This window comes from Mesorhizobium zhangyense, from assembly GCF_011045115.1.
Lineage (GTDB): Bacteria > Pseudomonadota > Alphaproteobacteria > Rhizobiales > Rhizobiaceae > Mesorhizobium_M > Mesorhizobium_M zhangyense.
In genome coordinates, this window is record NZ_JAAKZG010000002.1 from 199033 (window position 1) to 222844 (window position 23812).

Here is a 23812-nt window from a genome sequence, read left to right on the forward strand (position 1 = left end):
TAAGGCTTTCGCCATCTTTTAGCCTGAAAAATGCACAATCTCGATTCTGGGCTGGGGACGACCAAGGAGTAAGGGGCCCTTTTGCTAAATCTCCCAAGGTGGAGGACGTTTCTTGCGTTCGGCACCGTCGTATCCGGTTGTGTGCTTGCTGGTTGTACCACGCAGGGCGCTGGCGGCTTGACGGAAGGCCTCAAGACCTCGTCCCTCGGCAAGACATCGTCCAAAACGTCCTACGCCTACACGGCCAAGGACAAGGAATGTCTCGCTCGCGCAATGTTCTTCGAATCCAACCGCTCGAGCCGGTCGGGGCTTGTCGCCGTCGGCACGGTGGTGATGAACCGCCTGAAATCCGGCGAGTATGGCGACACCGTCTGTCAGGTCGTCGGCCAGAAAGGCCAGTTCGCGCCCGGTGTGCTGTCGCGCCGTATGGACTCCAAAGCGCTTCCCGACGTCGTCGATGCAGCCGATTCCGTGCTGAAGGGCGAGCGCCATCCGAAGGTGGAGAGCGCCATGTTCTTCCACACCGCCGGCCTGCGCTTCCCCTACAAGAACATGCACTACGTGCTGGAAGCCGGCGGCAACGAGTTTTACGAAAAGCGCAGCCGGCGCCGCGCAAAGCCGGCGGTCGAAGAGACCCAGGTCGCAGAAGCCAGCCCGCTTCCCGGCGTGCAGGAGACGACGGCAAAGGCGGCTGCTCCGGTCGAGACGCAGATCGCCATGACCGAGAACGGACCACGTGTCGTATCGGCGAGCGCACGTTCTGCAGATTCCGCGCCGGTTGCAACAATCGCCTCCGCCTCGGCAAAGGGCGCTCGCGTTGTTGCCCGCAGCAGCAGGTCCGACGACGCCGCGCCAGTCGAGACGCGGGCGAGCACCACCGGCAAGGGACCTCGGATTCTCGCACAGGATGCGAAGCCCGAAGCCTCTACACCGCAGGTCGCGGAAGCCACGCCGTCTTTGCCGGCCGAAGCGCCGCAGCCATCCGATCTGGCGCAGACGGCGATGTCCTATGAGGCCGACCCCAAGGCTGTCGACGCCATCGGCGCCATGATCGCCTCCCAGACGCGGCCGATGCCGACGGTGGAATGAGGGGTAGCTCGGCGGCGCGCTTCATCATCGCCACGCCTGCTTTCGCATCTGGCCATTGTCAAAGATCGGGAAGCGGGGCGCATGGCCGTGCCTTCCTAGTGTTTAGTAAGTGGCGCGACTTCCGCGCCCCGCCGGCAATTTCTGTTCCCGTCCGTTCCGCTGCTCCCTGCTTTCATTCATTTACGAATGAACGCAAAGCCTATGTGCTCGTCCAGCACGCGCGGGCCGTATTACCCGCAGGGGAGCCCTTGGACGGAACCTCCCCGGCCTCGCGGCTACGTTTGCCACAAGACGGAAGCGCCGGTTCCTCCCCACAGATCACCGTCGCGACCGGTGTTCCCGTGGGAGGAACTGGGGCGAATTATGAAAGGTGCTCGAGGGGTGTGGAAAAATCGGGCGTTAGAAAGTTCGAGGCATAAGTAAAAACAATAGCTTGAGTGAAACCCGCCTGAAAATCTTTCCCCCCCCCCACTTCGCAAGCTTCAGCTTCGGCAGTTCTGCACCGCTGCGGCCTTCGCGGATGGTCCGGCATGGATCCCCGGGTTCTTCGCCCTTCGCTTCGCCCTTCGCTTCGCTCGTGCTGCGACCCGAGGATGACGAGCTTGTTATTTGCCGCCTTCGCAAACCGCCAACGCCAAATCACCAACGCTTGGGATTGGCAGCAAGCCTAAATGCAATTCGTCATTCTCGACCTCGTGAGCGAGGAACGAGCGGAGAGTGTCGGGAATCCATGCCGGAACGCAAAAGCGCTTCGGCGGTGCAGACCGCAATGGCGTCAGGATCGGTCCGTGCCTGACGATACCGGCCAATGGATCCCGGATAGCCTCCGCTTCGCTCCAGCTTCCGGGATGACGAATTGCATATTTGGCCTTCGCTGATGGTCAACGCTGGGGCGCAGCAATTGCGTCTCTGGTCTTAAGCAACGTTTGCGATTAGCGGCGACACCCCTCCCTTCGTCATCCCGGGCGGAGCATGAGCGAAGCGAATGCGGAGACCCGGGATCCATGCCTGAATGGAGAAGAGCTTCAGCGGTGCAGAACGCGTCAACAGCAAGACCGGGCCGTGCCTGACGATGCTGCGGCCAATCGATCCCGGATAACCTGCGCTTCGCTTCGGTTTCCGGGATGACGAGCTGCCTTCGCTAGTCGTCGACATTGGATGGCGACTTCACGGTTGTCACGGCTAGTCGCCCCTGCGCCAAGACGCGAAGACCACTTCCCGCATGCCGCACGAGCCCCGCGCAAACAAAAACCCCGGCGCGAGCGCCGGGGCAGTTCAGCCAATGAGACGGTTCGTTAGAACTTGTAGTTGAAGCCGAGGCGAATGCCGTCGGACTTCCATTTGGCTTCGACAGGCGCGCCATCCGACAGAGTGTAGTCATCCTTGCCGAGATCGATATGCAGGTATTCGAGCTTGGCGGTGAACTGGTCGGTGAAGGCATATTCGAGGCCGACGCCGGCCGCCCAGCCGAACCGCGTCTGGTCGTCGCTGACGCTGGTGTTCGTCGCGGTGTCGCGCGTCGTCAGTTCGACATTGCCGAAGGCCGCGCCGCCGGTGATATAGGGCAGGAAGCGGTCATACGCATAGCCGAGGCGCGGGCGCACCGTGCCATACCATTTTACTTCCGAGTCGCAGGAGAAGGTCGGGTTCGGGCAGGTTACGCTGCCATCGGCGCCCGACCAGGAGAGATCGCCTTCAAGGCCGAGCACGACATTGTTGGGGAATTGATAATTGTAGCCGACGGTGCCCCCGACCGAGCCGCCATTGGTGTCGAAATCGTTGTTGTCGCCGGTGTCGGTGAAGGTCCAGTCGGTCTTGCCCCAATTGTAGCCGCCGACGATACCGACATAGGCGCCGGTCCAGCTGAAAATCGGCGTTTCGGCAATGGGGGCCGGTGCTTCGGGCTCCACAACGTCAGCGGCATAGGCCGCCGTTCCGGTGGAAAGAAGTGCTGCGAGAACCGCAGCGCGTGCAAACCCTTTGGTCAAGGCTGCCTCCTGCATCTGCAAAGTTATCAACCCGCCTGACTGCATGCCTTATACTAGCGTAAAACCGACAAGAAAACTGTTGCTGAGGTGCAATACTGCCCAGAAACGGTCACGAAATCGCGATTGCGAACTGTGGGCATAAAAACGGAGTGCTTTTTCAATCAGTTAGGGTAAGCCGAACCAGTTTCAGCAAGCTATCCTAAAACCTGTCCCTGAGCGCGAACCAGTTGAGCGCGAGGAACATCAGCGGCGCGCGGAAGCGCCGGCCACCGGGGAAAGGCGGGATTTTCAGGTCTTCGAACAGCTTGAGCCGGTCGCGGTTGCCGGCGATGGTCTCGGCGTAGAGCTTGCCGACGAAGTTGGACAGCATCACGCCATGGCCGGAATAGCCGCCGGCGAAAATGACATTGGGCATGACCTCGCGTACATAGGGCTTTCGCGGCACGGTGATGCCGACATAGCCGCCCCAGCCATGGGTGATCTCGACATCCTTCAAGGCGGGATAAAGCTCGGCGATCTGCTTGCGGATGTGGATGTGAATGTCCTTGGGATCATCGACGCCATAGACCTCGCGCCCGCCGAACAGCAGCCGGCCATCCCTGGATTTGCGGAAATAGCGCACGACGAAGCGTGAATCGTCGACCGATTCACCGCCCGGAATGACAGGGCTGTCAGCACCCAGCGGCACGGTCGCGCCGATGAAGGAGCCGATCGGCATGACATGGGCGGCACTCACCGGTTCGAGATTGCCGCCATAGGCATTTACCGCGATCAGGCATTTGTCGGCGGTTATGGTGCCAGTCGGCGTCGTCACGCGCACCTTGCCGGCGGCGGAGACGATGCCGGTCGATGGCGTCTCTTCGAAAAGCTGTGCGCCTGCCTCCGCGGCCACGCGCGCCGTGCCGATGACCAACTTCAGCGGGTGGATATGGCCGGTGCCGGTGTCGCGCGTTCCACCGAAATAGGCGGTTGAGCCGAGCCGCTCGGCCGTCTCCTTCTCGTCCATGAAGGAGATGTGCTCATAGCCGAAGCGCGTCGCCATGATCTCTGCATGGGCCTTGTAGTCGTCGACATAGCGCTTCTTGTGCGCCACAGACAGTTGTCCGGGCATGAAGTCGATTTCGATATTGTTGGCTGCCGAAAATTCCAGCAGATGCGCCTTGGCTTCTTCGGCAAGGCCGAACAACGCCTTGGCGCGCGAAAGGCCGAGCTCGGCCTCGAGGTCTTCGGCCCAGGCGCGCTGGCCGGTGCCGAGCTGGCCGCCATTGCGCCCCGACGCGCCATCGCCAAAGCGATGCGCCTCGATCAGCACGACATTCGTGCCCGCCTTGGCCAGATGCGCCGCCGCCGACAGGCCGGTAAAACCGCCGCCGACGACGACGACATCGGCGCTGCGGTCGCCGTCCAGCGCCGGATAGACCGGCCGCTCGCCGGCCGTCGCTTCGTACCAGGAATGGCCTGGGGAGATGGGGGAATGATGCATGGAAACTCGATGAGGGGAATAGGGCAGTAGGGCAGTAGGGCAGTAGGTTTAACCGGTCGAGAGCTTCCGGATAAGGAGCCGTAGCAGTTTTCCTATGCTCTCGCTCAGGGTCATCAGGGGCTCGATTGCTGGGCGGGACGTTATTCCGACCCGCTGTGCAATCAACAGGTGCGTCTCTAATTCCTTGAGCGAACCTTGGGCGATCCTCAGAAATTGCTGGTAGGAAGCACGGCTTTCTCTGCCGTATCCTTCCGCAATATTGGCAGGCACCGACGTTGCCGCTCGGCGTATTTGGCTTGTCAGCCCATAAAGTTCGTCTTTCGGCCAGGCTTTTGTCACTTCGTAAATCGAAACCGCGAGTTCCATTGCCTGCTGCCAAACGACAAGATCCCTGTACGAATCAATCCTCGTCGACATTCTCTCCTACTGCCCTACTGCCCTACTGCCCTACTGCCCTACTGCCCTACTCCCCTAACTCACACATTCAACAACAGATACTCCCGCTCCCACGGGCTGATCACTTCCATGAAGGTTTCGAATTCGGCGCGCTTGATGGCCGCGTAGGTGGCGGCGAAGGATTCGCCCAGCATCGTTCGCAGTTCCTTATCGCCTTCGAACAGGTCGACCGCTTCGAGCAGTCCGCGGGGCAGGTCGATCTCGTCCGCATTGGCTGTGGTCAGGACCGGCGCATCCGGCTTCAGGCCGTTGTTCATGCCGATAAGCCCGCAGGCGAGCGAGGCAGCCAACGCCAGATAGGGATTGGCGTCGGAGGAGGGGATGCGGTTCTCGACGCGCCGTCCCGCCGGGTCCGACCGCGGCACGCGGAAGGCCACGGTGCGGTTGTCGTAGCCCCATTTCGCGTTGACCGGCGCAGACGCTGCCTGCGTCAGCCGGCGATAGGAATTGACGTAAGGCGCAAACATCACCAGCGCGTTCGGCACATGGCGCTGCATGCCGCCGATGAAGTTGAAGAAAGCCTCGGTCTCCGAACCGTCTGGTGCCGAGAAAATGTTCTTGCCGGTCTTGCGATCGACGATCGACTGATGGATGTGCATGGCCGAGCCCGGCTGGCCCTGGATCGGCTTGGCCATGAAGGTGGCGTAGGTGTCGTGCTTGAGTGCTGCCTCGCGGATGGTGCGCTTGAACAGGAACACCTGGTCGGCAAGCTCGATCGGATCGCCATGGCGCAGATTGATCTCGAGCTGGCCGGCACCCTCTTCGTGGATGAGCGTGTCGATCTCGAGGCCCTGGTTTTCGGAGAAATGGTAGATGTCGTCGATCAGCTCATCGAACTCGTTGACGCCGGCGATCGAATAGCCGGCGCCGCCGCCGATCGGCCGGCCCGAGCGTCCGACAGGCGGCGTCAGCGGATAATCCGGGTCCGGGTTCTTGCGCACGAGATAGAATTCGATTTCCGGCGCAACGACCGGGCGCAGGCCCTTCTTCTCATAGGCGGCGACCACCTTCTTCAGCACGTTGCGTGGCGTGAACTCCACCGCACGCCCGTCCTGATGGACGAGATCGCAGATCACCTGCGCCGTCGGGTCTTCCTCCCAGGGCACGGCGGTCAGCGTCGAAAGATCGGGCATCAGCTTCAGGTCGCCGTCGTCTTCCGGATAGGAGAAGCCGTTGCCGTCTTCGGGATAGTCGCCCGAAATCGTCATCATGAAGGGCGCCGACGGCAGCGCCAGCGAGGTGTTCGAGGTGAATTTGCTCGATGGCATCATCTTGCCGCGCGCGACGCCCGCCTGATCGGGAGTGATGCATTCTATGTCTTCGATGCCGCGCCATTCGAGCCAGTCGCTGACTTCCTTCCAGTTCTTTACGCCGCGAAGGTTTTTTACGTAGGCGGGGGTTCGCGCGCGCCCTCCGGCTTTGGAGGGGCGGGCTTCCTTTTTAGGGGCAGGCATCAATCACCAGGATTTGATTTCGGATTGCCGAGTATAGCCGCGCCCCATCAGGGAAGGAAAGGGGGGCTTTCGCGGCCTTTTGTGGGCCACGCGCGGTCTTAGCCGCGCAGCCGATCCAGCAGCCGGTCGACCACAGGCTGGAGCAGTTCGGGCGTGATCGGCTTGGCGACGGCGGCATCGATTGCCGTCAGCGCCGAGAGATCGTCGGCATCCATGATCCGGGTTGAGAGCAGGATCACGCAGGGCGCTTCCGTTCCCGACAGCCGCCGCAGGGTCACCAACTGGCCCATCAGCGCCTCGCAGTCCGTATTGTCGACGCCGCCGTCGAGCACCACCGTGCCCGGCACCATCGTCTGCAGCGTCCTGAGCGCGGTTTCCGGATCTTCCGAAATCGGCCTGAGCCCGGATTTCTCGACAATCTTGGAAACCACGATCCGGTTGATCTGCGATTTGCCGACGACCAGAACCTTGTTTAGATCGACCGTGAAAACAGCGGGGTTTTGCTCTGTCGGGCCGGTGCCCGGGCGACGGCTGCTGTCGCTACGTGACTTGATCATGCACTAGCCTGTCCGCCCGTAGCTCAATTTATGGTTGAGGAGTGATGCAGCTAACCGCACGCCCGACCTTCATGTCAAGCGTAAAACCATTGCGTGGCGAGCGTGAGCAAAAAGTGAAGGGATTGGCCACGCCGCGCTTGCGACCAAAGGCGCAGCAAGGGCCATGGGGTTAAAAAAAGATCACCCACGCGAAACCGCGCGGGTGATTGAGTGGGCCTTGGAACTGTTTGTCGGCTGACGGATGCCGGTTGTTAGCGGGTGCCCTGGGTGACGATCACCGGGATGAGCAGGTCGCCCCAGTTGCCGTCACCGCCATGATGGCGCGCCGAGCGCACGAGCTCGACCGAGACGCCGGCCTCCACCGCCTTCATCACCGACTGGTTGAGGCGGTGCAGGTCGTTGGCGACGATGCGTATGACCGCCTGCTGATCCATATTCATGGCCGAAGACTGTTCCTCGGCCCGCTCCTTGACGCGTGTTCTGGTTGCCATGGTCTTCTCCCGTGCACTGTTTATTGCCCTTCGGGCGTTTCCTCTGTTTGTTGCCCGGGGCTAGTCGCCCCGGGATATTGCCTGCGGCCCGATTATTCCGCTGCCGGGCGGAACTGGTCGTGCTCGGTCGATTCCTTCATCGCCGTGGTGGACGACTGGCCGCCGGTGATCGCCATCGACACGGCGTCGAAATAGCCGGTGCCGACTTCGCGCTGGTGCTTGGTCGCGGTGTAGCCGTTGGCCTCCGAAGCGAACTCGGCTTCCTGCAACTCCGAATAGGCTGCCATCTGGCGATCCTTGTAGCCGCGCGCCAGCTCGAACATGCCGTGGTTGAGCTGATGGAACCCGGCCAGCGTGATGAACTGGAACTTGTAGCCCATGGCGCCCAACTCGCGCTGGAACTTGGCGATCGTGGCGTCGTCCAGATGCTTCTTCCAGTTGAAGGACGGTGAGCAATTATAGGCGAGAAGCTTGTTGGGGTGATGCTTGCGCACGCCCTCGGCAAACTTCTTCGCCTGCGCCAGATCCGGCTTGGAGGTCTCGCACCAGATCAGGTCGCAATGCGGGGCATAGGCAACGGCGCGCGCAATGCAGGGCTCGATGCCGTTCTTGACGTTGTAGAAGCCTTCGACCGTCCGGCCGGCATCGTAATCCACGAAAGGCTGGTCGCGCTCATCGATGTCTGACGTCAAGAGCTTGGCCGCTTCCGCGTCGGTACGGGCGATCACCAGCGTTGGCGTGCCCATCACGTCGGCGGCAAGCCGCGCGGCGTTGAGGTTGCGGATGTGGGCAGCGGTCGGGATCAGCACCTTACCGCCGAGATGGCCGCACTTCTTTTCCGAAGCGAGCTGGTCCTCGTAGTGGACGCCGGCTGCACCCGCTTCGATGAAGGCCTTCATGATCTCAAAGGCGTTGAGCGGTCCGCCGAAGCCGGCTTCCGCGTCAGCCACGATCGGCGCGAACCATGTGTCGACCGACAGGCCCTTGCCTTCCGAGGTTTCGATCTGGTCGGCGCGCTGCAGCGTCTTGTTGATGCGCTTGGCAAGCTCGGGCGCGGCATTGGCCGGGTAGAGCGACTGGTCGGGATACATGGCGGACGCCGTGTTGGCGTCGGCAGCGACCTGCCAGCCCGACAGGTAGATCGCCTTCAGCCCGGCGCGCACCATCTGCATCGCCTGGTTGCCGGAGAGAGCGCCCAGCGCGTTGACGAAGCCTTCCTCATGGATCAACTGCCAGAGGCGGTTTGCGCCCATTTCGGCCAGGCTGTGCTTGATCTGCACGGAGCCGCGCAGCTTCTTGACCGTCTCGGCGGTATAGGGCCGCTCGATGCCTTCGAAACGGCCTTCAGGCGCGGATGGGACGAGATTGTAAAAATCGGTCATATTTCTCTCCGAACAGTCAACGGTGTTACATTGGCGGAGCAGCTTCCCGCTGCTTCTATGTTACGGAATTTACATTGCGATGCGATATAAGCGAGATAATTCGGGAAAATCGTCCGGGAAATAGGGAAAACCTGTATTGTGTTTGACAGGATCGCGTTGTAAATTTGTAAATGTTGTAAAGGATTTTGGCGGTGAGGAATTTGTCAATTCCTGTAAATGAGCGCGATCTGTCATACAGCGAGCCTGCAGTCGTCATCCCGGAAGCCGGGCGTAGCGAAGCGGAGCTGGGCTATCCGGGATCCATTCCGCGACGACAACCAGCAGACCGGAATGGGTCCCGGGTATCCCGCCGCTTTGCGTCGCTCGTCCGGGATGACGGCGTCTTCCGGTGTATTGAAGGTCGAGACTGATGGCCGAGCAAAAAATCTTCGCCGGGCCGCGCATCCGCCGCATCCGCAACGCCAAGGGCCTGACCCAGACGGCGATGGCCGAAGGGCTCGGCATCTCGCCCTCCTATCTCAACCTCATCGAACGCAACCAGCGCCCGCTGACGGTGCAGCTCATCCTGAAGCTCTCATCCGTCTACAAGGTCGAGCCGGAAGAGTTGCAAGGCGAGGCGAGAGGCTCGATCGCGTCACTCAAGGAGGTGTTTTCCGACCCGCTGCTGGCCGGCGAACTGCCGGGCGACCAGGAATTAGTCGAGATCGCCGAAGGCGCCCCGAACGCAGCGGCGGCAGTAATAAAACTGTTCCGCGCCTATCGCGAGCAGGCCGAGCGCCTGTCCGATCTTTCCGAGCTTCTGGCGCGTGAGGGCAGGGCGACCGCTCTGTCCGGCGCGCGGCTGCCCATCGATGAGGTGCACGAGGTTTTCGAACGTCGGCCCAACCATTTTGCGTCGATCGAGGAGGAGGCGGAGTCGTTTACCGCCGTGCTCGATCCCGGCGATGATCTGTTCGGCGCGCTGAAGGCGTGGCTCAGGCGCGAATATGGCATCGTGGTAAAAGTTCTGCCGGTCGCCACCATGCCCAACTGGCGCCGCCGCTACGACCGCCATTCGCAGCGCCTGTTCATTTCCGAGCGCCTGTCGCCCTTCGACCAGCTGCGCGAGGTGGCGATGGAAGCCTGCCTCATCCGAATGTCGGTGGCCGTTGCTGCCGAAATACAGGCGCTGAAACTGTCGTCCGACGAGGCGCGGCGTCTCGCCCGCTTCGAACTTGGCCGCTATGCGGCGCATGCGCTAATGATGCCCTATCAGGCGTTCCAGTCGGCGGCGCAGCGTTCGCGCTACGATGTCGACGTGCTGCGCTCGCGCTTCGGCGTCTCCTTCGAGCAGGCGGCAAACCGGCTCACCATGCTGCAAAGGCAGGGTGCTTCGGCAGTGCCGTTCTTCATGCTCGAAGTCGACAATGCCGGAAACCGCTTCCGCAAGGCCGGCGCCCAAGGTTTTCCGCAAAGCCGTTTCGGCGGAGGCTGTCCGAAACTGCCGGTGCATGCAGCCTTCACCCAGCCGGGACAGATATTCGTCGAAGCGGTCGAGATGCCGGACGGGGCGGAATTCCTGTGCGTCGCCCGCACGCTGGAAGGACCGCAAGGCGCTTTCAACGAACGCCCGCGCCGCACCGCCCTGCTCATCGGCTGCGACATCGCCTTCAAGGATGAGATCGTCTACGGTGCCGCACTCCCCGGAGCCACTGGCGCGAAGCCCGGCCAGGTTCCCGCAACCCCGGTCGGCCCCGCCTGCCGGCTCTGCGAGCGCACCGGCTGCCTGTCCCGCGCCGAGCCCCCCGTCACCCGCCCGCTCGGACTGGACGAGATGGTGACGGGGTTGAGCGCCTTCGATTTTCAGTAGTGGATAGCCGATGCGCGAGCGTGCAACAGCTTGCAATGCTGGGTTGTCAGGCTATCATTCCGCGCAGCATTTGATGGGGCGGCAACCGCATTGAGATGCCGGTTGCGATGACTTTTCGGGGGCATGCTTTGAGGAAAACGGCTTTGTTGCTGGGCTTGACACTCATGTTGTCAGCCGGGTCGGCTTTGGCGGAAACATCGGCGGAATTCTTCAAGTCCTATCAGGACTACGGAGATACGGGAAAAGAATTTCTCGACAAGATCGAGCCGAAAACCGGTGCCATCGATCTCGCCGATGGCGTTCACCTGGAACTCAAGGACAAGTTCTATTTCCTCGACCACGACGACGCCGTGCAGGTTTTGACCGAAGGCTGGGGCAATCCGGCCGACACAACCGTCGAAACGCTGGGGATGATCTTCCCCAAAGATTACGACCCTCTGGCCGACGGCACCTGGGGTATCGAACTGCGTCACGAAAAGATCGGCTATGTCGATGATCTGGATGCGGCCACCATCGACTACAGCGATTTGCTTAGCACGATGCAGTCGGACACGAACGCGCGCAACGAGGAGCGCGTCAAGGAAGGGTTCTCGCCGGTAACGCTTGTGGGATGGGCTTCGCCGCCCACCTATGACACCGTCAACAAGCGGCTTCATTGGGCCAAGGAGCTTCAGTTCGGCGAGGCGACCTCGCGGACGCTCAATTACGATGTGCGTTTCCTCGGCCGCGAGGGCGTCTTTGTCATGAGCTACATCGCGACAATGGATCAACTGCCCGAAATCAAGCAGAGCCTCGGTGAGGTGCTGAACCTTGCGAGCTTCGCCGAAGGCAAGCGATATGCTGATTATCTGCCGGGCGTCGACAGCGCCGCCACGATTGGCATCGGCGGGTTGATCGCGGGCAAAGCTGCGATCAAGACCGGGCTCCTGGCTGTGGCGCTGGTTGCACTCAAGAAGTTCGGCTTTGTCTTGCTCCTGCCATTGATCGGGCTTTGGCGGTTCGTTCGCAGCAAGTTCTCGCGCAACGGCGCATAAGCGTTCATCATCGTCGCCACGCGTCCGATAAGCGCGTGGCGACGTGGTGGCTTCCTTTGTCAGTGGGAAACCGCCGCCGGGACGCGCGCAGCCTGAAATACCGCGATGCCGGCAGCTATGATCGCGACGGCACCGACTGCAGCGCCGGCATAGAGATAGGTCTGCTCGAAACCGAATGTCGCGATCATCGGCTGGCTGACGAAGGGCGAGATGAAATGACCGGCGAAGACGCTGGCCGTCATGCCGCCGGCGACCCGGCCTCTCATCTCCGGTGCGGCTGCGGTCATGGCGGCGGCAGCGATGTTGGGCATCATCATGCCCAGACCGAGCCCGACCACGCTGGCCGCTGTCAGCACCGCCGGTAGCGAGCCCGCCAATCCGAGTAGCGCATAGCCGGTCGCCATCAGGCCGAAGGCGAGGCCGAAGACGCCCGTCACGCCCAGTCTTGCGCGCAAGGGAGCGTAGAACAGCGAGACGCCAGCGCTGACAACGTTGCCCAGCCCGATGGCGAACCCCGCCAGCGTCGGCGAACCGATCCCCATGGCGTTGAGGTAGAAGGGAAGTTGCGTCGGTATCAGGTAGTAGGCGACGCTGTTGAGAACGGAAGCGAAGTACACTGCGGCAATGGCAAGCCATGCCGTCGTGCCCACGGCTCCGGCGAGCACGGTCGTGCCGCGGGCGAGATTGGGCTCCTTGATGAAGGCCAACATGGCCGGGATCAGCAGGAGGGAAAGGCCATAGACGGCAAAGGGCGCGCGCCAATGCAGTTCGGCCAGCAGGCCGCCGCCGGTCAGGAAAACCAGCCCGCCTATGCCGACGAAAGCCGCCTGCAACCCCATGAAGCGGTCGCGCGCCGGTCCGGTGAAATAGTCGCCGACCAACGCGGTCACCGTCGTCATGACGCCCGCCACCGCAATGCCGAGTGCGGCGCGGCCGATCAGCAGGCCGGCAAGCGAATCCGCCAGCAGGCCCGACATGCCGCCGATGCCGTAGAGCAGGGCGCCAGCCATCAGCAAAGGCCGGCGGCCGAAGCGGTCGGCAAGGCCGCCGGCGAAGGGCGCGCAGATGACGATGAAAAGCGCCGGCAGCGTCAGCACCAGCCGGGTCAGGATCTCGACATTGTCGCTGCCGGCGAAATGCGCTTCGATGGCCGGCAGGGAAGGCGCGATCGTGGCGCCCGACATGATGGTCAGCGTGGCCGCCAGCAGCAGCGTGATGTTACGCCCACGATGCGGCTGACGGGCTGGTGCCGTATCTATCGGCCGAAGTTGCGCATTCATGCCGCCGCCTCGAAGTAAGACGAGGTTGCGCGCGCATCGCGCAGGGTCACGGCCCACCAGTGAAGGCGGGCGAGTAGCGTTTTCATCGCACGCTCTGCGTCCTTCGGCTCGACCAGCGCGCCGGCGCTATCGAATCTGTTCCACGGGTTGGCGAAGCTCACCGTGTCGCGAATGCCGACGGCATGAAGCTCGGCGAAGATCAGCCGAAGCTGCTCGACCGCCCGCAGCCCGCCTGAAACGCCGCCATAGGAGACGAAGGCGACCGGCTTGATCTGCCATTGCTGGTTGTAAGCGTCAATCAGCGATTTCAGCGCGCCGGTGTAGCCGTGATTGTATTCGGGCGTGACGATGACGAAGGCGTCCGCCTCGTCGAGGTTGCGGCCGATTTCGGCGCTATTCGTCTCCATATCTCGCGGGTCGATATGGCTTGCGGCAAACCGCCCGTCACTGAGAATCTCGGCTGCTGCCCAATTGACCATGGTATCGCAAAAGCGGCCTTCTCGGGCGCTGCCATAGATCAGGCCGAGCTTTGTTTTCTGGGGCATTTTGGGTAGGCACTCCGTTCAATGAAAGTTCAGGAGCACCCCTATAAAACCTCAGGTATAGTTGAGGTCAAGCATTAAAAAGCACCGCCGTGATTTTTGGAAGCGCAGCGGGTCAGGGCCGGCATTCAGTCGCCTCCCAGGGGTCGCTCCCCGGCAAACAGCGGCGCATGCGCGGCGATCAGCGCGGCCATCCGTTCGATGACCTTTCGTACCTCGGGGCGGTGGCGGTCGTCGTCATGCATGACGATCCACTGACGGTGGTGTAGTTCGGCAATCGGCTCGCCGGCGCGTTCGAGCAGCGGGTCGCGGTCGCCGGCAAAGCAAGGCAGGACGCCGGTGCCGACGCCGGCGCTGATGAGATCGTAGAGCGTGCGCGGCGTGTTTGCCCAGGCGGCAATCGTCAGGTTCGGTTGCGCATTCGTCCAGCGGGCCGACGGCGTGGCGGCGTCGTCGGGCGCGATCGCCACCCAGTTCTCGGCCCCCTGCACCGGCTGGTTGCGCGCCCTGAAGGGCGCATAGGCGACTTCACCCGCCGGCCGTGACGCCAGATTCATGCCCTCGGCCGGCCGATTGCGAACGCCGATCTCGACTTCGCGATGGGCGATGTCGAGCCGCGCTTCCGCCGTCTTGAAGCCGATGTGGAAAGGGTCGTCGGGCGTCCATAGCCGCGAGAAATTGGCCGAGAGCAGATTGGCGATCCAGGTACCGGCCGATATCCGCACCACCGGGCGTCGCATGTCGGCCGAAAGCCAGTCCTCGATGGGTCGGGCGCTCGCCTCCATCGCCTGCGCCTTGGCAAGCAATGCTCGGCCGTCTTCGGTGAGTTCATAGCCGGTCTGGCGGCGGATGAAGAGCCGCCGCGCGAGCGCCTGTTCCAGCGACAGCATCTTGCGGCCGATGGTGGCCGGGCTGGAGCGCAGTTCGATGGCCGCTGCCGAAAGCCCGCCGCTGCGCGCGACATGGATGAAGGCCTTCAGGTCGTTCCAATCGAGATTTTTCATAATTGAAAAAGATAGCGCGAAATCCGCTGGAGATACATCCGAAATCGCCCACTATCTTTTCGATTATGAACTTCGAACGAAAGGATATGGCCATGGAGCCGCTTCACGTCTGGACGATGATGCAACACGAACTGACCCGAAAATCCCGCGAGCGCCAGCGCTCGTATAAGGGCGAAGCACAGGAGATTCCCTCGAGAGGCATCCTGCGCAGGCTGTGGTCCGGCCTGTTTCGCAGCCGCCGCGAAAGGCGCGACAACGCCTGCTGACCAGCCGGGTGCCACAACCACAAGCCCGGACTGGACCACCCGCAAAAAACATCTTTCGACTATCGGATTCCGAACGTGTTTGTCGCTTGGCGACATGCGCGGCCTTTTCGAAACATCGATAGTCGAGCCATGACAGAAACCGCCGTTTCACACGCAGGCTCCCACATCTCTCGGCGCGAGGAGCGCATCGGGATGCTGCTGGTGTTCCTGTCGGCGCTGATGTGGAGCTTTGGTGGCGCGATCGCCCGCTTCATCGAGGTTGACGATAGCTGGACGGTCGTGTTCTGGCGCTCGTTCTGGGCCGCCGTTTTCCTGCTCGGCTTCATGGCCTGGCGCGATGGCCTGCGCGGCACGCTGAAGCTGTTCCGCAGCATGGGCCTGCCCGGCCTTGCGGTGGCGCTCTGTTTTGCGGTGGCCTCGACCTCTTTCGTCGTCGCGCTCGCCTACACCACGGTTGCCAACATCCTTCTGATGCAGGCCGGTGTTCCGTTGTTTGCGGCGCTGATCGGCTGGCTGGTGTTCCGCGAACGTGTCAGCGGGCCGACCTGGATAGCCATTGCCGCCGTGATCTGCGGTGTCGCCATCATGGTCTCGGAATCCTTCAACGGGCAGGTATCGCCCATCGGCGACGGTCTCGCGCTGCTGATTGCCATGGTGTTTTCGATCGCCACCGTCATCACCCGCCGCTTCGCCCATGTGCGCATGACACCGGCGACGTGCCTGGGCACGATTCTCGCCGGCATTTTTGCGGCCACTCAGGTCGAAGCCTTTGTCGTGTCGCCGCGCGACATGGGGTTCCTGTTTGCCTTCGGCGCGCTCAATCTCGGGCTCGGCCTTGCCTTCTTCGCCACCGGCGCGCGGCTGGTTCCGGCTGCCATCGCAGCCCTTCTCGGCTGTTTTGAGCCGATCCTCGGACCCATCTGGGTATGGCTCATCCACGGCGAAGTACCATCGGCCCGCACCATCGTCGGCGGTGCGGTCGTGTTCACGGCATTGCTGGTTCACATCGGGCTGGAATTCCGGCGCCAGTCGCGTCCGGTGAGACCGGGCGTCACAGGCATGCCGTCTCCCCATTGACATAACTGTTACAGAGCAGGCAGGTTATGTGATCTTCAACCAGTAAACAGGTATATCTTGCGTGAAATAACCGGAAGCATAGAAACCGGAACCAAACCTTCTTCCACAGGCGGCTCTTCTTTTCCCTCAAGCGGCACCGCCGGGAAAAAACGCCCGCCCGAAATTCCTTCCCCTGAAATTCCCCCGGTTCCAGCCTCTTCCGGCCAGAAGTCCTCATTCATTTCCCCAGAGCACGAGGCCGAATATCGCGCCTTCGTCGAAAAACATCCCGACATCGAAGCAGTCGAATTTCTGCTGGTCGATCCCAACGGGATGATGCGCGGCAAGTGGGCGCCCGGCGATGCGCTCAAGAAAGCTTTCCAGGACGGCGTCAATTTTCCGATGTCGCTGCACGGCCTCGACGTCTGGGGCCGCGAGGTCAGCGAGACCGGCCTGCATATCGAAACCGGTGACAAGGACGGCTACTGCCGCGCCACGCGCGGCTCGCTGTCGATCGTGCCGTGGGCCAAGCGCAAGACCGCACAGGTGCTGCTCCAGACGTTCTCGCCAGAAGGCGAACCTTTCATGGCCGATTCCCGCCAGGTGCTGAAGCGCAAGGTGGCCGAGGTCAACGCCAAGGGCTTCTTCCCGGTCGTCGCCTTCGAGCTGGAATTCTATCTCCTCGATCCTGAGGTCGAATGGGACGACGGCATGCCGGCCCCCGTCGGCGCCACCGCCGGCCCGGACCGGTTGCGCATGTATGGCCTCGACGATCTCGCCGAACATGCCGACCTGTTCGACATGATCCGCGACGCCGCCGACGATCAGAACCTGCCGATCGACACCATCATCAAGGAAGCCGCCCCCGGCCAGTTCGAGGTCAATCTCAAGCACCGGGGCGATCCGCTTCGTGCCGCCGACGATGTCATCATGCTCCAGCGCATCGTCATCGGCTCCGCCCGCGCCCATGGGCTGACGGCCACCTTCATGGCCAAGCCTTTCCTCGAATATGCCGGCAACGGCATGCACGTCCACGCTTCGATGCTCGACGCCGATGGCCGCAACATCTTCGGCGGTGTTGCGGGTCGCAAGACGCTCGAATCGGCCGTAGCAGGTCTCTTGAGGACCATGCCGGAATCGCTGCTCCTGTTCATCAACACCTGGAACGGTTTCAGGCGCATCACGCCGGGTTCCTACGCGCCGACCCGCGCTGTCTGGGGCGAAAACAACCGCTCGGTCGCCCTGCGCATTCCGGTTTCCTCGGAAGAGAACACGCGGCTCGAGCATCGCATCGCCGGCGCCGATGCCAACCCCTATCTCGTCATGGCGACGCTGTTGCAGGGCATGGTCGAAGGCATCGAGAACAAGGAAGTGCCGCCGCCGCCCGTTCAGGGCAACGCCTATGACGATGGCGGGCTTTTCCTGCCCGACGACATGGACGATGCGCTGCAGCTGATGGCCAAGAGCGCTTTCGTCGACAGGGCGCTCGGGCCGTTGATGGCCAAGGTCTACCAGGACCTCAAGCGTGCCGAAATCCTGGCCTTCTGGGCCGAGATCACGCAGCTGGAACGCACAACCTATCTGTGAACTACCGGCGCGATTTCGCGCTTGTCGCACTGCAAAAACGCCAATAGGCTAAACCAAAAACCGCCCGGGGCAGGCTTGGCCCCGGAGCCGGAATGGAACACTAAAAACAGGAGATTGAGATGATACGCAAAGCGCTTTGGCTCACCGCCACGACGACTTTCGCAGCGGTTTTGACATTCTCGGCCAACGCGCAGGAGCGCGTCGTCAATGTCTACAACTGGTCGGATTACATCGATGATTCGATCATTGCCGACTTCACCAAGGAAACCGGCATCAAGGTCGTCTACGACGTCTTCGATTCCAACGAAATCCTCGAAACCAAGCTGCTCGCCGGCGGCAGCGGCTACGATGTCGTGGTGCCGACCGCGAACTTCCTTGCGCGCCAGATCACGGCGGGCGTCTTCCAGAAGCTCGACAAGTCCAAGCTGCCGAACCTCTCCAACATGTGGGACGTGGTTTCGGAGCGCACCGCCAAATACGATCCCGGCAACGAATACTCCATCAATTACATGTGGGGCACGGTCGGCATCGGCTACAACAAGAAGAAGGTCGAGGAAGCGCTCGGCACCGACAAGGTCGATACCTGGGAAACGGTCTTCAATCCCGAGAAGCTCGCCAAGCTGAAGGATTGCGGCGTCTACATGCTCGATTCGCCGACGGATATGGTCCCGACCGTTCTGAAATATCTCGGCCTCGATACGGAATCGACCAATCCCGACGATCTCGCCAAGGTCGAGGAGACCTTGCTGAAGGTACGGCCTTTCATCCGCAAGTTCCATTCGTCCGAATACATCAACGCGCTCGCCAATGGTGACATCTGCCTCGCCGTTGGCTGGTCCGGAGACGTGTTCCAGGCACGCGACCGCGCTGCCGAAGCCAAGCAGGGCGTGGAAGTCGCCTATGTCGTGCCGCAGGAAGGCGCGGAAATGTGGTTCGATCAGATGGCGATCCCGGCCGACGCCAAGCATGTCGAGGAAGCACATGAATTCCTCAACTACATCATGAAGCCGGAAGTGATCGCGAAGGCGACGAACTTCGTCTACTTCGCCAACGGCAACAAGGCCTCGCAGGAGTTCATCGAAAAGGACATCACCAGCGATCCGGCGATTTACCCGGACGAGGCGATGCTGGCCAAGCTGTTCACCGTCTCGCCCTACGATCCGAAGTCACAGCGCAACATCACGCGCCTTTGGACCAAGGTCGTCACCGGCCAGTAACTGACAAAAAGAGCCCCGCGAAAATCTTCGCGGGGCTCTTTTCGGAAGCTCTCCCGCAAGCGCCCGCAAAGGGCCGGGGAGGGACTTCCAGACCATTTAAGTCAGCTAGAGTGGGAATCCGTACAAAGCGGAGAGGGACATGAAATCGCTTGGAAGCATTCGCAGGAGCTTTGCGCCGTGGAGCGATCCCGCCGCCAAGCCCTACATCGTCTTTGAAAACGTCACCAAGCGCTTCGGCGATTTCACCGCCGTCAACGACCTGTCGCTGAGCATTTTCGAGCGCGAGTTCTTCGCGCTTCTCGGCGCGTCCGGCTGTGGAAAATCGACGCTGCTGCGCATGCTGGCCGGTTTCGACGAGCCGACGTCGGGCCGCATCCTGCTCGACGGTCAGGATCTGCGCGGCATCCCGCCCTACAAGCGGCCGGTCAACATGATGTTCCAGTCCTATGCGCTGTTCCCGCATATGACGGTCGAGAACAACATCGCCTTCGGCCTGAAGCAGGAGGGCATGGCGAAAGCCGATATCGAAAAGCGCGTCGCCGACATGCTCAAGCTGGTCAAGCTGGAGCAGTTCGCCAAGCGCAAGCCGCACCAGCTTTCCGGTGGCCAGCGCCAGCGCGTGGCACTTGCCCGTTCCGTCGCCAAGCGACCCAAGGTGCTGCTGCTCGACGAGCCGCTCGGCGCGCTCGACAAGAAGCTGCGCGAGGAAACGCAGTTCGAGCTGATGGACCTGCAGCAGGAACTCGGCCTCACCTTCGTCGTGGTCACCCACGACCAGGAGGAGGCCATGACCATGGCCGACCGCATCGCCATTCTCGACAAGGGCGAAGTCATGCAGGTGGCGACGCCGACGGAAGTCTATGAGGCGCCAGCCTCGCGCTTCGTCGCTGGCTTCGTCGGCAACGTTAATATGTTCGAGGGCAAGGTCGCCAGCCGCGATGCCGGCAGCGCGCGCATTTCGGGCGGCAACGGCCTGACCATCAAGACCGAGAATGCCGGCGATGCTTCAGCCGGAAGCGATGTCGTCTTCGCCATCCGCCCCGAGAAGATCAAGGTCTCGTCCAAGAAGCCGGCCGATGCGGAGGCCAATGTCGCTGAAGGCGAAATCTACGACATCGCCTATCTCGGCGACATGACCGTCTATCACGTCAGGCTCGCCGACGGGCAGGTCGTCAAGGCAAGCTCGCTCAACGCGGTGCGCATCTCGGAAGACCCGTTGAGCTGGAACGACAGGGCCTGGATTTCCTTCCGCCCCGATGCGGGCGTGGTTCTGACACGGTAGGTGCGGCCATGACGGATACAGCCATAGCCGCTTCCAGCGCCACCGAATATGCCGGCAGATCGGGCTTTGCCCGCGCCTTGAACGCCTTCGTCAGCCGCCTCGTCATTATCGTTCCCTATCTCTGGCTGCTGTTCTTCTTCCTCGTCCCCTTCATCATCGTCTTCAAGATTTCGCTGTCGCAGACGGCCATCGCCATGCCGCCCTACATTCCGGTGCTGGGCTTTGGCGAGGGCCTGAGCGGATTCTGGGCGCAGCTGAAGCAGCTCAGCATCGACAATTACCTCTGGCTGACGGAAGACGCGCTCTATTTCAACGCCTATGTGTCGAGCGTCGTCATCGCCGGCATCTCCACCATCCTGACGCTGCTGGTCGGCTACCCCATCGCCTATGGCATGGCGCGCGCGCCGGCGACGCTGCGGCCGACGCTCTTGATGCTGGTCATCCTGCCGTTCTGGACTTCGTTCCTGATCCGCGTCTATGCCTGGATCGGTATCCTGAAGCCCGAGGGCCTGCTCAACCAGTTCCTGCTCGCCACCGGCATCATCGACCAGCCGCTGATCATCCTCAACACCCACACGGCGATCTTCATCGGCATCGTCTATTCCTACTTGCCGTTCATGATCCTGCCGCTCTATTCGGCGCTGGAGAAGATGGACTTCTCGCTGATCGAGGCGGCGCAGGATCTCGGCTGCCCGCCGATCAGCGCCTTCTGGAAGATCACCTTCCCGCTGTCGATCCCCGGCGTCGTCGCCGGCTGCCTGCTAGTGTTCATTCCGGCGGTGGGCGAATTCGTCATCCCCGATCTGCTCGGCGGTTCGCAGACACTGATGATCGGCAAGACGCTGTGGAACGAGTTCTTTGCCAATCGCGACTGGCCGGTGTCATCGGCCGTGGCCGTCATCCTGCTTCTGCTTCTGGTGATACCGATCATGATCTTCCAGCATGCGCAGGCACGCGCTCAGGAACAGGGCAGGTGACATGAACAGCAGCTGGAGCCGTTTCAACATCACCTCGATCGTGCTGGGCTTTGCCTTTCTCTATCTGCCGATCGTGCTTCTCGTCGTCTTCTCCTTCAACGAGTCGAAGCTCGTCACCGTCTGGGGCGGGTTCTCGACCAAGTGGTACGGCACCCTGTTCCAGAACAAGGGCCTGATGGATGCTGCCTGGGTCACCGCCCGCGTCGGCGTCATCTCGGCGACGGTCGCCACGGTGCTCGGCACGCTGGCAGCACTCACGCTGACGCGTTACACGCGTTTTCGCGGACGGGTGCTGTTTTCGGGCATGGTGTTCGCGCCGCTGGTCATGCCGGAAGTCATCACCGGCCTGTCGCTGCTGCTTTTGTTCGTGGCGGTCGGCCTCGACCGCGGCTTCCTGACGGTGACGCTGGCGCACATCACCTTCTCCATGTGCTTCGTCGCCGTCGTCGTGCAGTCGCGCCTGCTCACCTTCGACCGGTCGCTGGAGGAAGCAGCGATGGATCTCGGCGCGCCGCCGGTAAAGACCTTCTTCCAGATCACGCTGCCGGTCATCCTGCCCGCGATCGTCTCCGGCTGGATGCTGGCCTTCACCCTGTCGCTCGACGATCTGGTGATCGCAAGCTTCACCTCCGGTCCGGGCGCGACCACCTTGCCGATGAAGATCTATAGCCAGGTGCGTTTGGGCGTGACGCCGGAAATCAATGCGGCCTGTACCATCCTGATCGCGGTTGTGGCGGTCGGGGTGATTGCGGCTTCGGTGGTTAACAAGCGCCGTGAGGTCCAGCGCCTGCGCGACGAACAGGCGGCCCAGCGCGGGTAAGCGAGAAGGTTTATTGAACCGGTGCTGCCGGCCCGGCCAATGCCGGCGGCGTCGAGCGTATCGGCGAAATGAAGGGCGCGTTCCACGAGCCGCCGACGAAGAACATCGCCTGCGGTGGCGTTGCGCCGTTCTGCGCCGCGGGCTGGTCCGGCGGCACGATGCCGCCCGAAAGCGCCAGCCCCCGTCCGACATAGGGAACGATGCCGGTCAGCCAGAGCCTGCCCTGCGGGCTCTTTGCTTCCGCCTTGTCGATCTTGACGACGCCGCGCGAGATGCTTGCCTTGAACTCCGCGCCGTCTATCGGCAACGTGCCTTTCGAGACGTCGCCGAGCGCGAAAAACCCACCCTCGGCGCTGCGCTTCTGGAATCCTGCCAGATCGAAATCGGAAAGCGCACCAGGACCGAAGGTCGCCGATATCGTGCCTTCGGCATTATCGAGAATGGAACCCCAGGTCCGTCCAGGCCCCTTCATGATCAGCGAAATGTTGCCGCGTCCGATCGGGAACAGCCGCGGCATGCCGGTTGCCGCACCGAAGGCGCCGCCCTCGATGTCGGAGGCCAGAAGCCGCATTTCCACCTGCGTTCCTTCCGGCTTCCGGTCGAAGCGTATGCCAGCCTGAAGGTTGCCGTCGAAGGCGGCGGCATCCGAAATGTCGAAGGCAGCCAGCCCGTTCTTGACCTGCACATTGGCGGCGACCTCCGACAGCGTGACCGAGCCGGCAACCGCGTGCCCGGCCGACAGGCGCAGGTCCAGGTTCATGCGGTTGGCGAAAGTCGTGTCGATCTCGGAAGGTCCCGTCTGAGCCGCATCGGCCGCACCCGCTACCGGCGCCAGCGGCGTGAAAGCGGCGAGGAACGAACGCAGGTCCAGCGTCTCGAACGCCAGCGTGCCGGCGATCGAAGGCACCCCGTCGGCGAAGGACGCATTCAGCACGCCCATGCCAGGATTGCCGTCCAGCCCGATCTCCGCGTTGTCCAGCTTGAGCCGCTGTGCGTCCCCGCTCATGCGCCCTGCTATCGAAAGCGAGCCGATGGCACTGCCCGGCGAGACGTCGGCCCGCGACCATTCCAGCATGCGCCGCAGCGACGGTGCTGAAAATTTCACCGTGCCATCGACGAAGGGGTTCTCCGTCGTCTTCACGATGCCGTCGAAGGAGGCCGTGGCCGGCTTTGCGGTGAGAGACGCCGTGACGGGCGCTTCGCCGCCGGCGAAAAGCATCAGGGGCTTGGCCGATGAAGCCTCGATGGCAACGGATTCGCCGCGCCAGATGCCGGTAACGCTGAGCGTCGCGGTGCTGTTGAGCGTCGGCCAGCTCACCCGGCCGGCGACACCCGTCAGGATTTCGCGGTCCTTGCCGTCGGCAAACACAGTCACGCGGCCGTCACTGACCTCGACCATGCCGAACGGATCGGAGGAGACGCGTCCCGGTTCGGCCTGGCCGGCATTTGCCGCCACTGCTTCCCGGGTCGCCTTGACCGAACTGGCGATGCGTCCGCCGGCCGGCAGGGCCGGCAGATAATGGCCATCTGCCGTGCGCTCGACGCGCAGTGTCGGCCGGATCATGCTGGCGGAGGAAAAGACAACATTGCCGCCGAGTGCGGCCAGTGCCGAAAGCTTGATTTCCATGCGCTCGGCTTCGATCACCGGCGGGTGGTCGGGCTCTCCCCATTGGGTCATCGCCACATTGGTCAGGACGGCGCGAAAGCTCGGCCAGACTTCTATCTCCGGCGTCGAATCGATGGTGACGCGGTAGCCGCTCCATGAACTCATCTCGTAGGCGATGCGATCGCGCACCAGCCGCGTCGAAGCGATAAGCGGGAGCATGGCGATGATCAGGCCGACGATCAGCGCAGCCGCGCCAATCACCCAGATGCTGCGCCTGACCAGAGGTGACGGCATTGTGCCTCATTCATGCTTGTGGTTGATCGGCCGCCGTGCCGATTACCTTGTTGTCCGGTTTAGCGGACATGCGCGGCATTTCAACCCTTTGTGTCAGA

22 protein-coding genes are annotated in these 23812 nt (G+C 62.3%); 10 read left to right on the forward strand and 12 right to left on the reverse strand.

All coding sequences use genetic code 11. The annotated features are described in order from the left end of the window. Window positions 1-177 precede the first annotated feature (177 nt). Window positions 178-1089 (forward strand): cell wall hydrolase, encoded by a 912-nt coding sequence (locus tag G6N74_RS04555; protein ID WP_246245644.1) that lies wholly within the window; start codon window positions 178-180, stop codon window positions 1087-1089. 1295 nt (window positions 1090-2384) lie between these two features. Here G6N74_RS04555 and G6N74_RS04560 read toward each other — a convergent pair. The 7 genes from G6N74_RS04560 to aceA all read right to left on the reverse strand — a co-directional run bounded on the left by G6N74_RS04560 (window position 2385) and on the right by aceA (window position 8900). After that, a complete protein-coding gene (locus G6N74_RS04560; protein ID WP_165114859.1) occupies window positions 2385-3077 on the reverse strand; it encodes an outer membrane protein in 693 nt (230 codons plus the stop codon). A 199-nt stretch (window positions 3078-3276) separates the two neighbouring features. After that, the gene (locus tag G6N74_RS04565) at window positions 3277-4560 is read right to left on the reverse strand and encodes an NAD(P)/FAD-dependent oxidoreductase (protein ID WP_165114861.1); all 1284 of its coding nucleotides are present in this window, start codon (window positions 4558-4560) and stop codon (window positions 3277-3279) included. Window positions 4561-4608: 48 nt separating this feature from the next. Next, entirely contained in the window at window positions 4609-4977 is a 369-nt protein-coding gene (locus G6N74_RS04570) for a four helix bundle protein (protein WP_165114863.1), read from the reverse strand. Window positions 4978-5036: 59 nt separating this feature from the next. Then, complete coding sequence (locus G6N74_RS04575) at window positions 5037-6470, reverse strand: glutamine synthetase family protein (RefSeq protein WP_165114865.1); 1434 nt, start codon at window positions 6468-6470, stop codon at window positions 5037-5039. A 98-nt stretch (window positions 6471-6568) separates the two neighbouring features. Beyond that, entirely contained in the window at window positions 6569-7027 is a 459-nt protein-coding gene (locus G6N74_RS04580) for a PleD family two-component system response regulator (protein WP_246245645.1), read from the reverse strand. 251 nt (window positions 7028-7278) lie between these two features. Next, window positions 7279-7518: an SMc00767 family acetate metabolism repressor gene (locus G6N74_RS04585; protein WP_091914306.1), complete on the reverse strand. Its 240-nt coding sequence runs from the start codon at window positions 7516-7518 to the stop codon at window positions 7279-7281. Window positions 7519-7610: 92 nt separating this feature from the next. Further along, entirely contained in the window at window positions 7611-8900 is a 1290-nt protein-coding gene (gene aceA / locus G6N74_RS04590) for an isocitrate lyase (protein WP_119820240.1), read from the reverse strand. 409 nt (window positions 8901-9309) lie between these two features. Between aceA and G6N74_RS04595 the strand changes: the two genes are divergently transcribed. Then, window positions 9310-10749 (forward strand): helix-turn-helix domain-containing protein, encoded by a 1440-nt coding sequence (locus tag G6N74_RS04595; RefSeq protein ID WP_165114867.1) that lies wholly within the window; start codon window positions 9310-9312, stop codon window positions 10747-10749. Between the two features lie 146 nt (window positions 10750-10895). Next, window positions 10896-11783: a DUF2167 domain-containing protein gene (locus G6N74_RS04600; RefSeq protein ID WP_165114869.1), complete on the forward strand. Its 888-nt coding sequence runs from the start codon at window positions 10896-10898 to the stop codon at window positions 11781-11783. A 59-nt stretch (window positions 11784-11842) separates the two neighbouring features. Here the strand turns inward: G6N74_RS04600 and G6N74_RS04605 are convergent, their stop codons facing one another. The 3 genes from G6N74_RS04605 to G6N74_RS04615 all read right to left on the reverse strand — a co-directional run bounded on the left by G6N74_RS04605 (window position 11843) and on the right by G6N74_RS04615 (window position 14609). Next, on the reverse strand, window positions 11843-13063 hold the full coding sequence (locus G6N74_RS04605) for an MFS transporter (protein ID WP_165114871.1): 1221 nt from the start codon (window positions 13061-13063) through the stop codon (window positions 11843-11845). Next, a complete protein-coding gene (locus G6N74_RS04610) occupies window positions 13060-13608 on the reverse strand; it encodes an NADPH-dependent FMN reductase (protein ID WP_165114873.1) in 549 nt (182 codons plus the stop codon). The genes G6N74_RS04605 and G6N74_RS04610 overlap by 4 nt, the downstream gene beginning before the upstream one ends. 125 nt (window positions 13609-13733) lie before the next feature. Next, the gene (locus tag G6N74_RS04615) at window positions 13734-14609 is read right to left on the reverse strand and encodes a LysR family transcriptional regulator (RefSeq protein ID WP_165114875.1); all 876 of its coding nucleotides are present in this window, start codon (window positions 14607-14609) and stop codon (window positions 13734-13736) included. Window positions 14610-14701: 92 nt separating this feature from the next. Here G6N74_RS04615 and G6N74_RS04620 point away from each other — a divergent pair, with 92 nt between their 5' ends. Both G6N74_RS04620 and G6N74_RS04625 read left to right on the forward strand, forming a co-directional pair. Beyond that, a complete protein-coding gene (locus tag G6N74_RS04620; RefSeq protein ID WP_165114877.1) occupies window positions 14702-14875 on the forward strand; it encodes a hypothetical protein in 174 nt (57 codons plus the stop codon). Window positions 14876-15004: 129 nt separating this feature from the next. After that, on the forward strand, window positions 15005-15952 hold the full coding sequence (locus G6N74_RS04625) for a DMT family transporter (RefSeq protein ID WP_165114879.1): 948 nt from the start codon (window positions 15005-15007) through the stop codon (window positions 15950-15952). Between the two features lie 35 nt (window positions 15953-15987). Here G6N74_RS04625 and G6N74_RS30665 read toward each other — a convergent pair whose 3' ends face one another. Then, window positions 15988-16278, reverse strand: coding sequence for a hypothetical protein (locus G6N74_RS30665; RefSeq protein ID WP_246245646.1), 291 nt, complete (start codon window positions 16276-16278; stop codon window positions 15988-15990). On the opposite strand from G6N74_RS30665, the gene G6N74_RS04630 reads away from it, so the two are divergent. From G6N74_RS04630 to G6N74_RS04650, 5 genes are all read left to right on the forward strand, one after another. Continuing rightward, window positions 16265-17518, forward strand: a complete 1254-nt coding sequence (locus G6N74_RS04630; RefSeq protein ID WP_246245647.1) for a glutamine synthetase family protein — start codon at window positions 16265-16267, stop codon at window positions 17516-17518. The genes G6N74_RS30665 and G6N74_RS04630 overlap by 14 nt on opposite strands. Before the next feature lie 119 nt (window positions 17519-17637). Beyond that, on the forward strand, window positions 17638-18735 hold the full coding sequence (locus G6N74_RS04635; RefSeq protein ID WP_165114881.1) for a polyamine ABC transporter substrate-binding protein: 1098 nt from the start codon (window positions 17638-17640) through the stop codon (window positions 18733-18735). 139 nt (window positions 18736-18874) lie between these two features. Beyond that, complete coding sequence (locus G6N74_RS04640) at window positions 18875-20017, forward strand: ABC transporter ATP-binding protein (RefSeq protein ID WP_165114883.1); 1143 nt, start codon at window positions 18875-18877, stop codon at window positions 20015-20017. A gap of 8 nt (window positions 20018-20025) precedes the next feature. After that, window positions 20026-20994 (forward strand): ABC transporter permease subunit, encoded by a 969-nt coding sequence (locus G6N74_RS04645; protein WP_165114885.1) that lies wholly within the window; start codon window positions 20026-20028, stop codon window positions 20992-20994. A gap of 1 nt (window position 20995) precedes the next feature. Further along, a complete protein-coding gene (locus tag G6N74_RS04650; RefSeq protein ID WP_165114887.1) occupies window positions 20996-21814 on the forward strand; it encodes an ABC transporter permease subunit in 819 nt (272 codons plus the stop codon). A gap of 10 nt (window positions 21815-21824) precedes the next feature. Here G6N74_RS04650 and G6N74_RS04655 read toward each other — a convergent pair whose 3' ends face one another. Then, window positions 21825-23714, reverse strand: coding sequence for an AsmA family protein (locus tag G6N74_RS04655; protein ID WP_165114889.1), 1890 nt, complete (start codon window positions 23712-23714; stop codon window positions 21825-21827). Window positions 23715-23812: the final 98 nt, after the last annotated feature.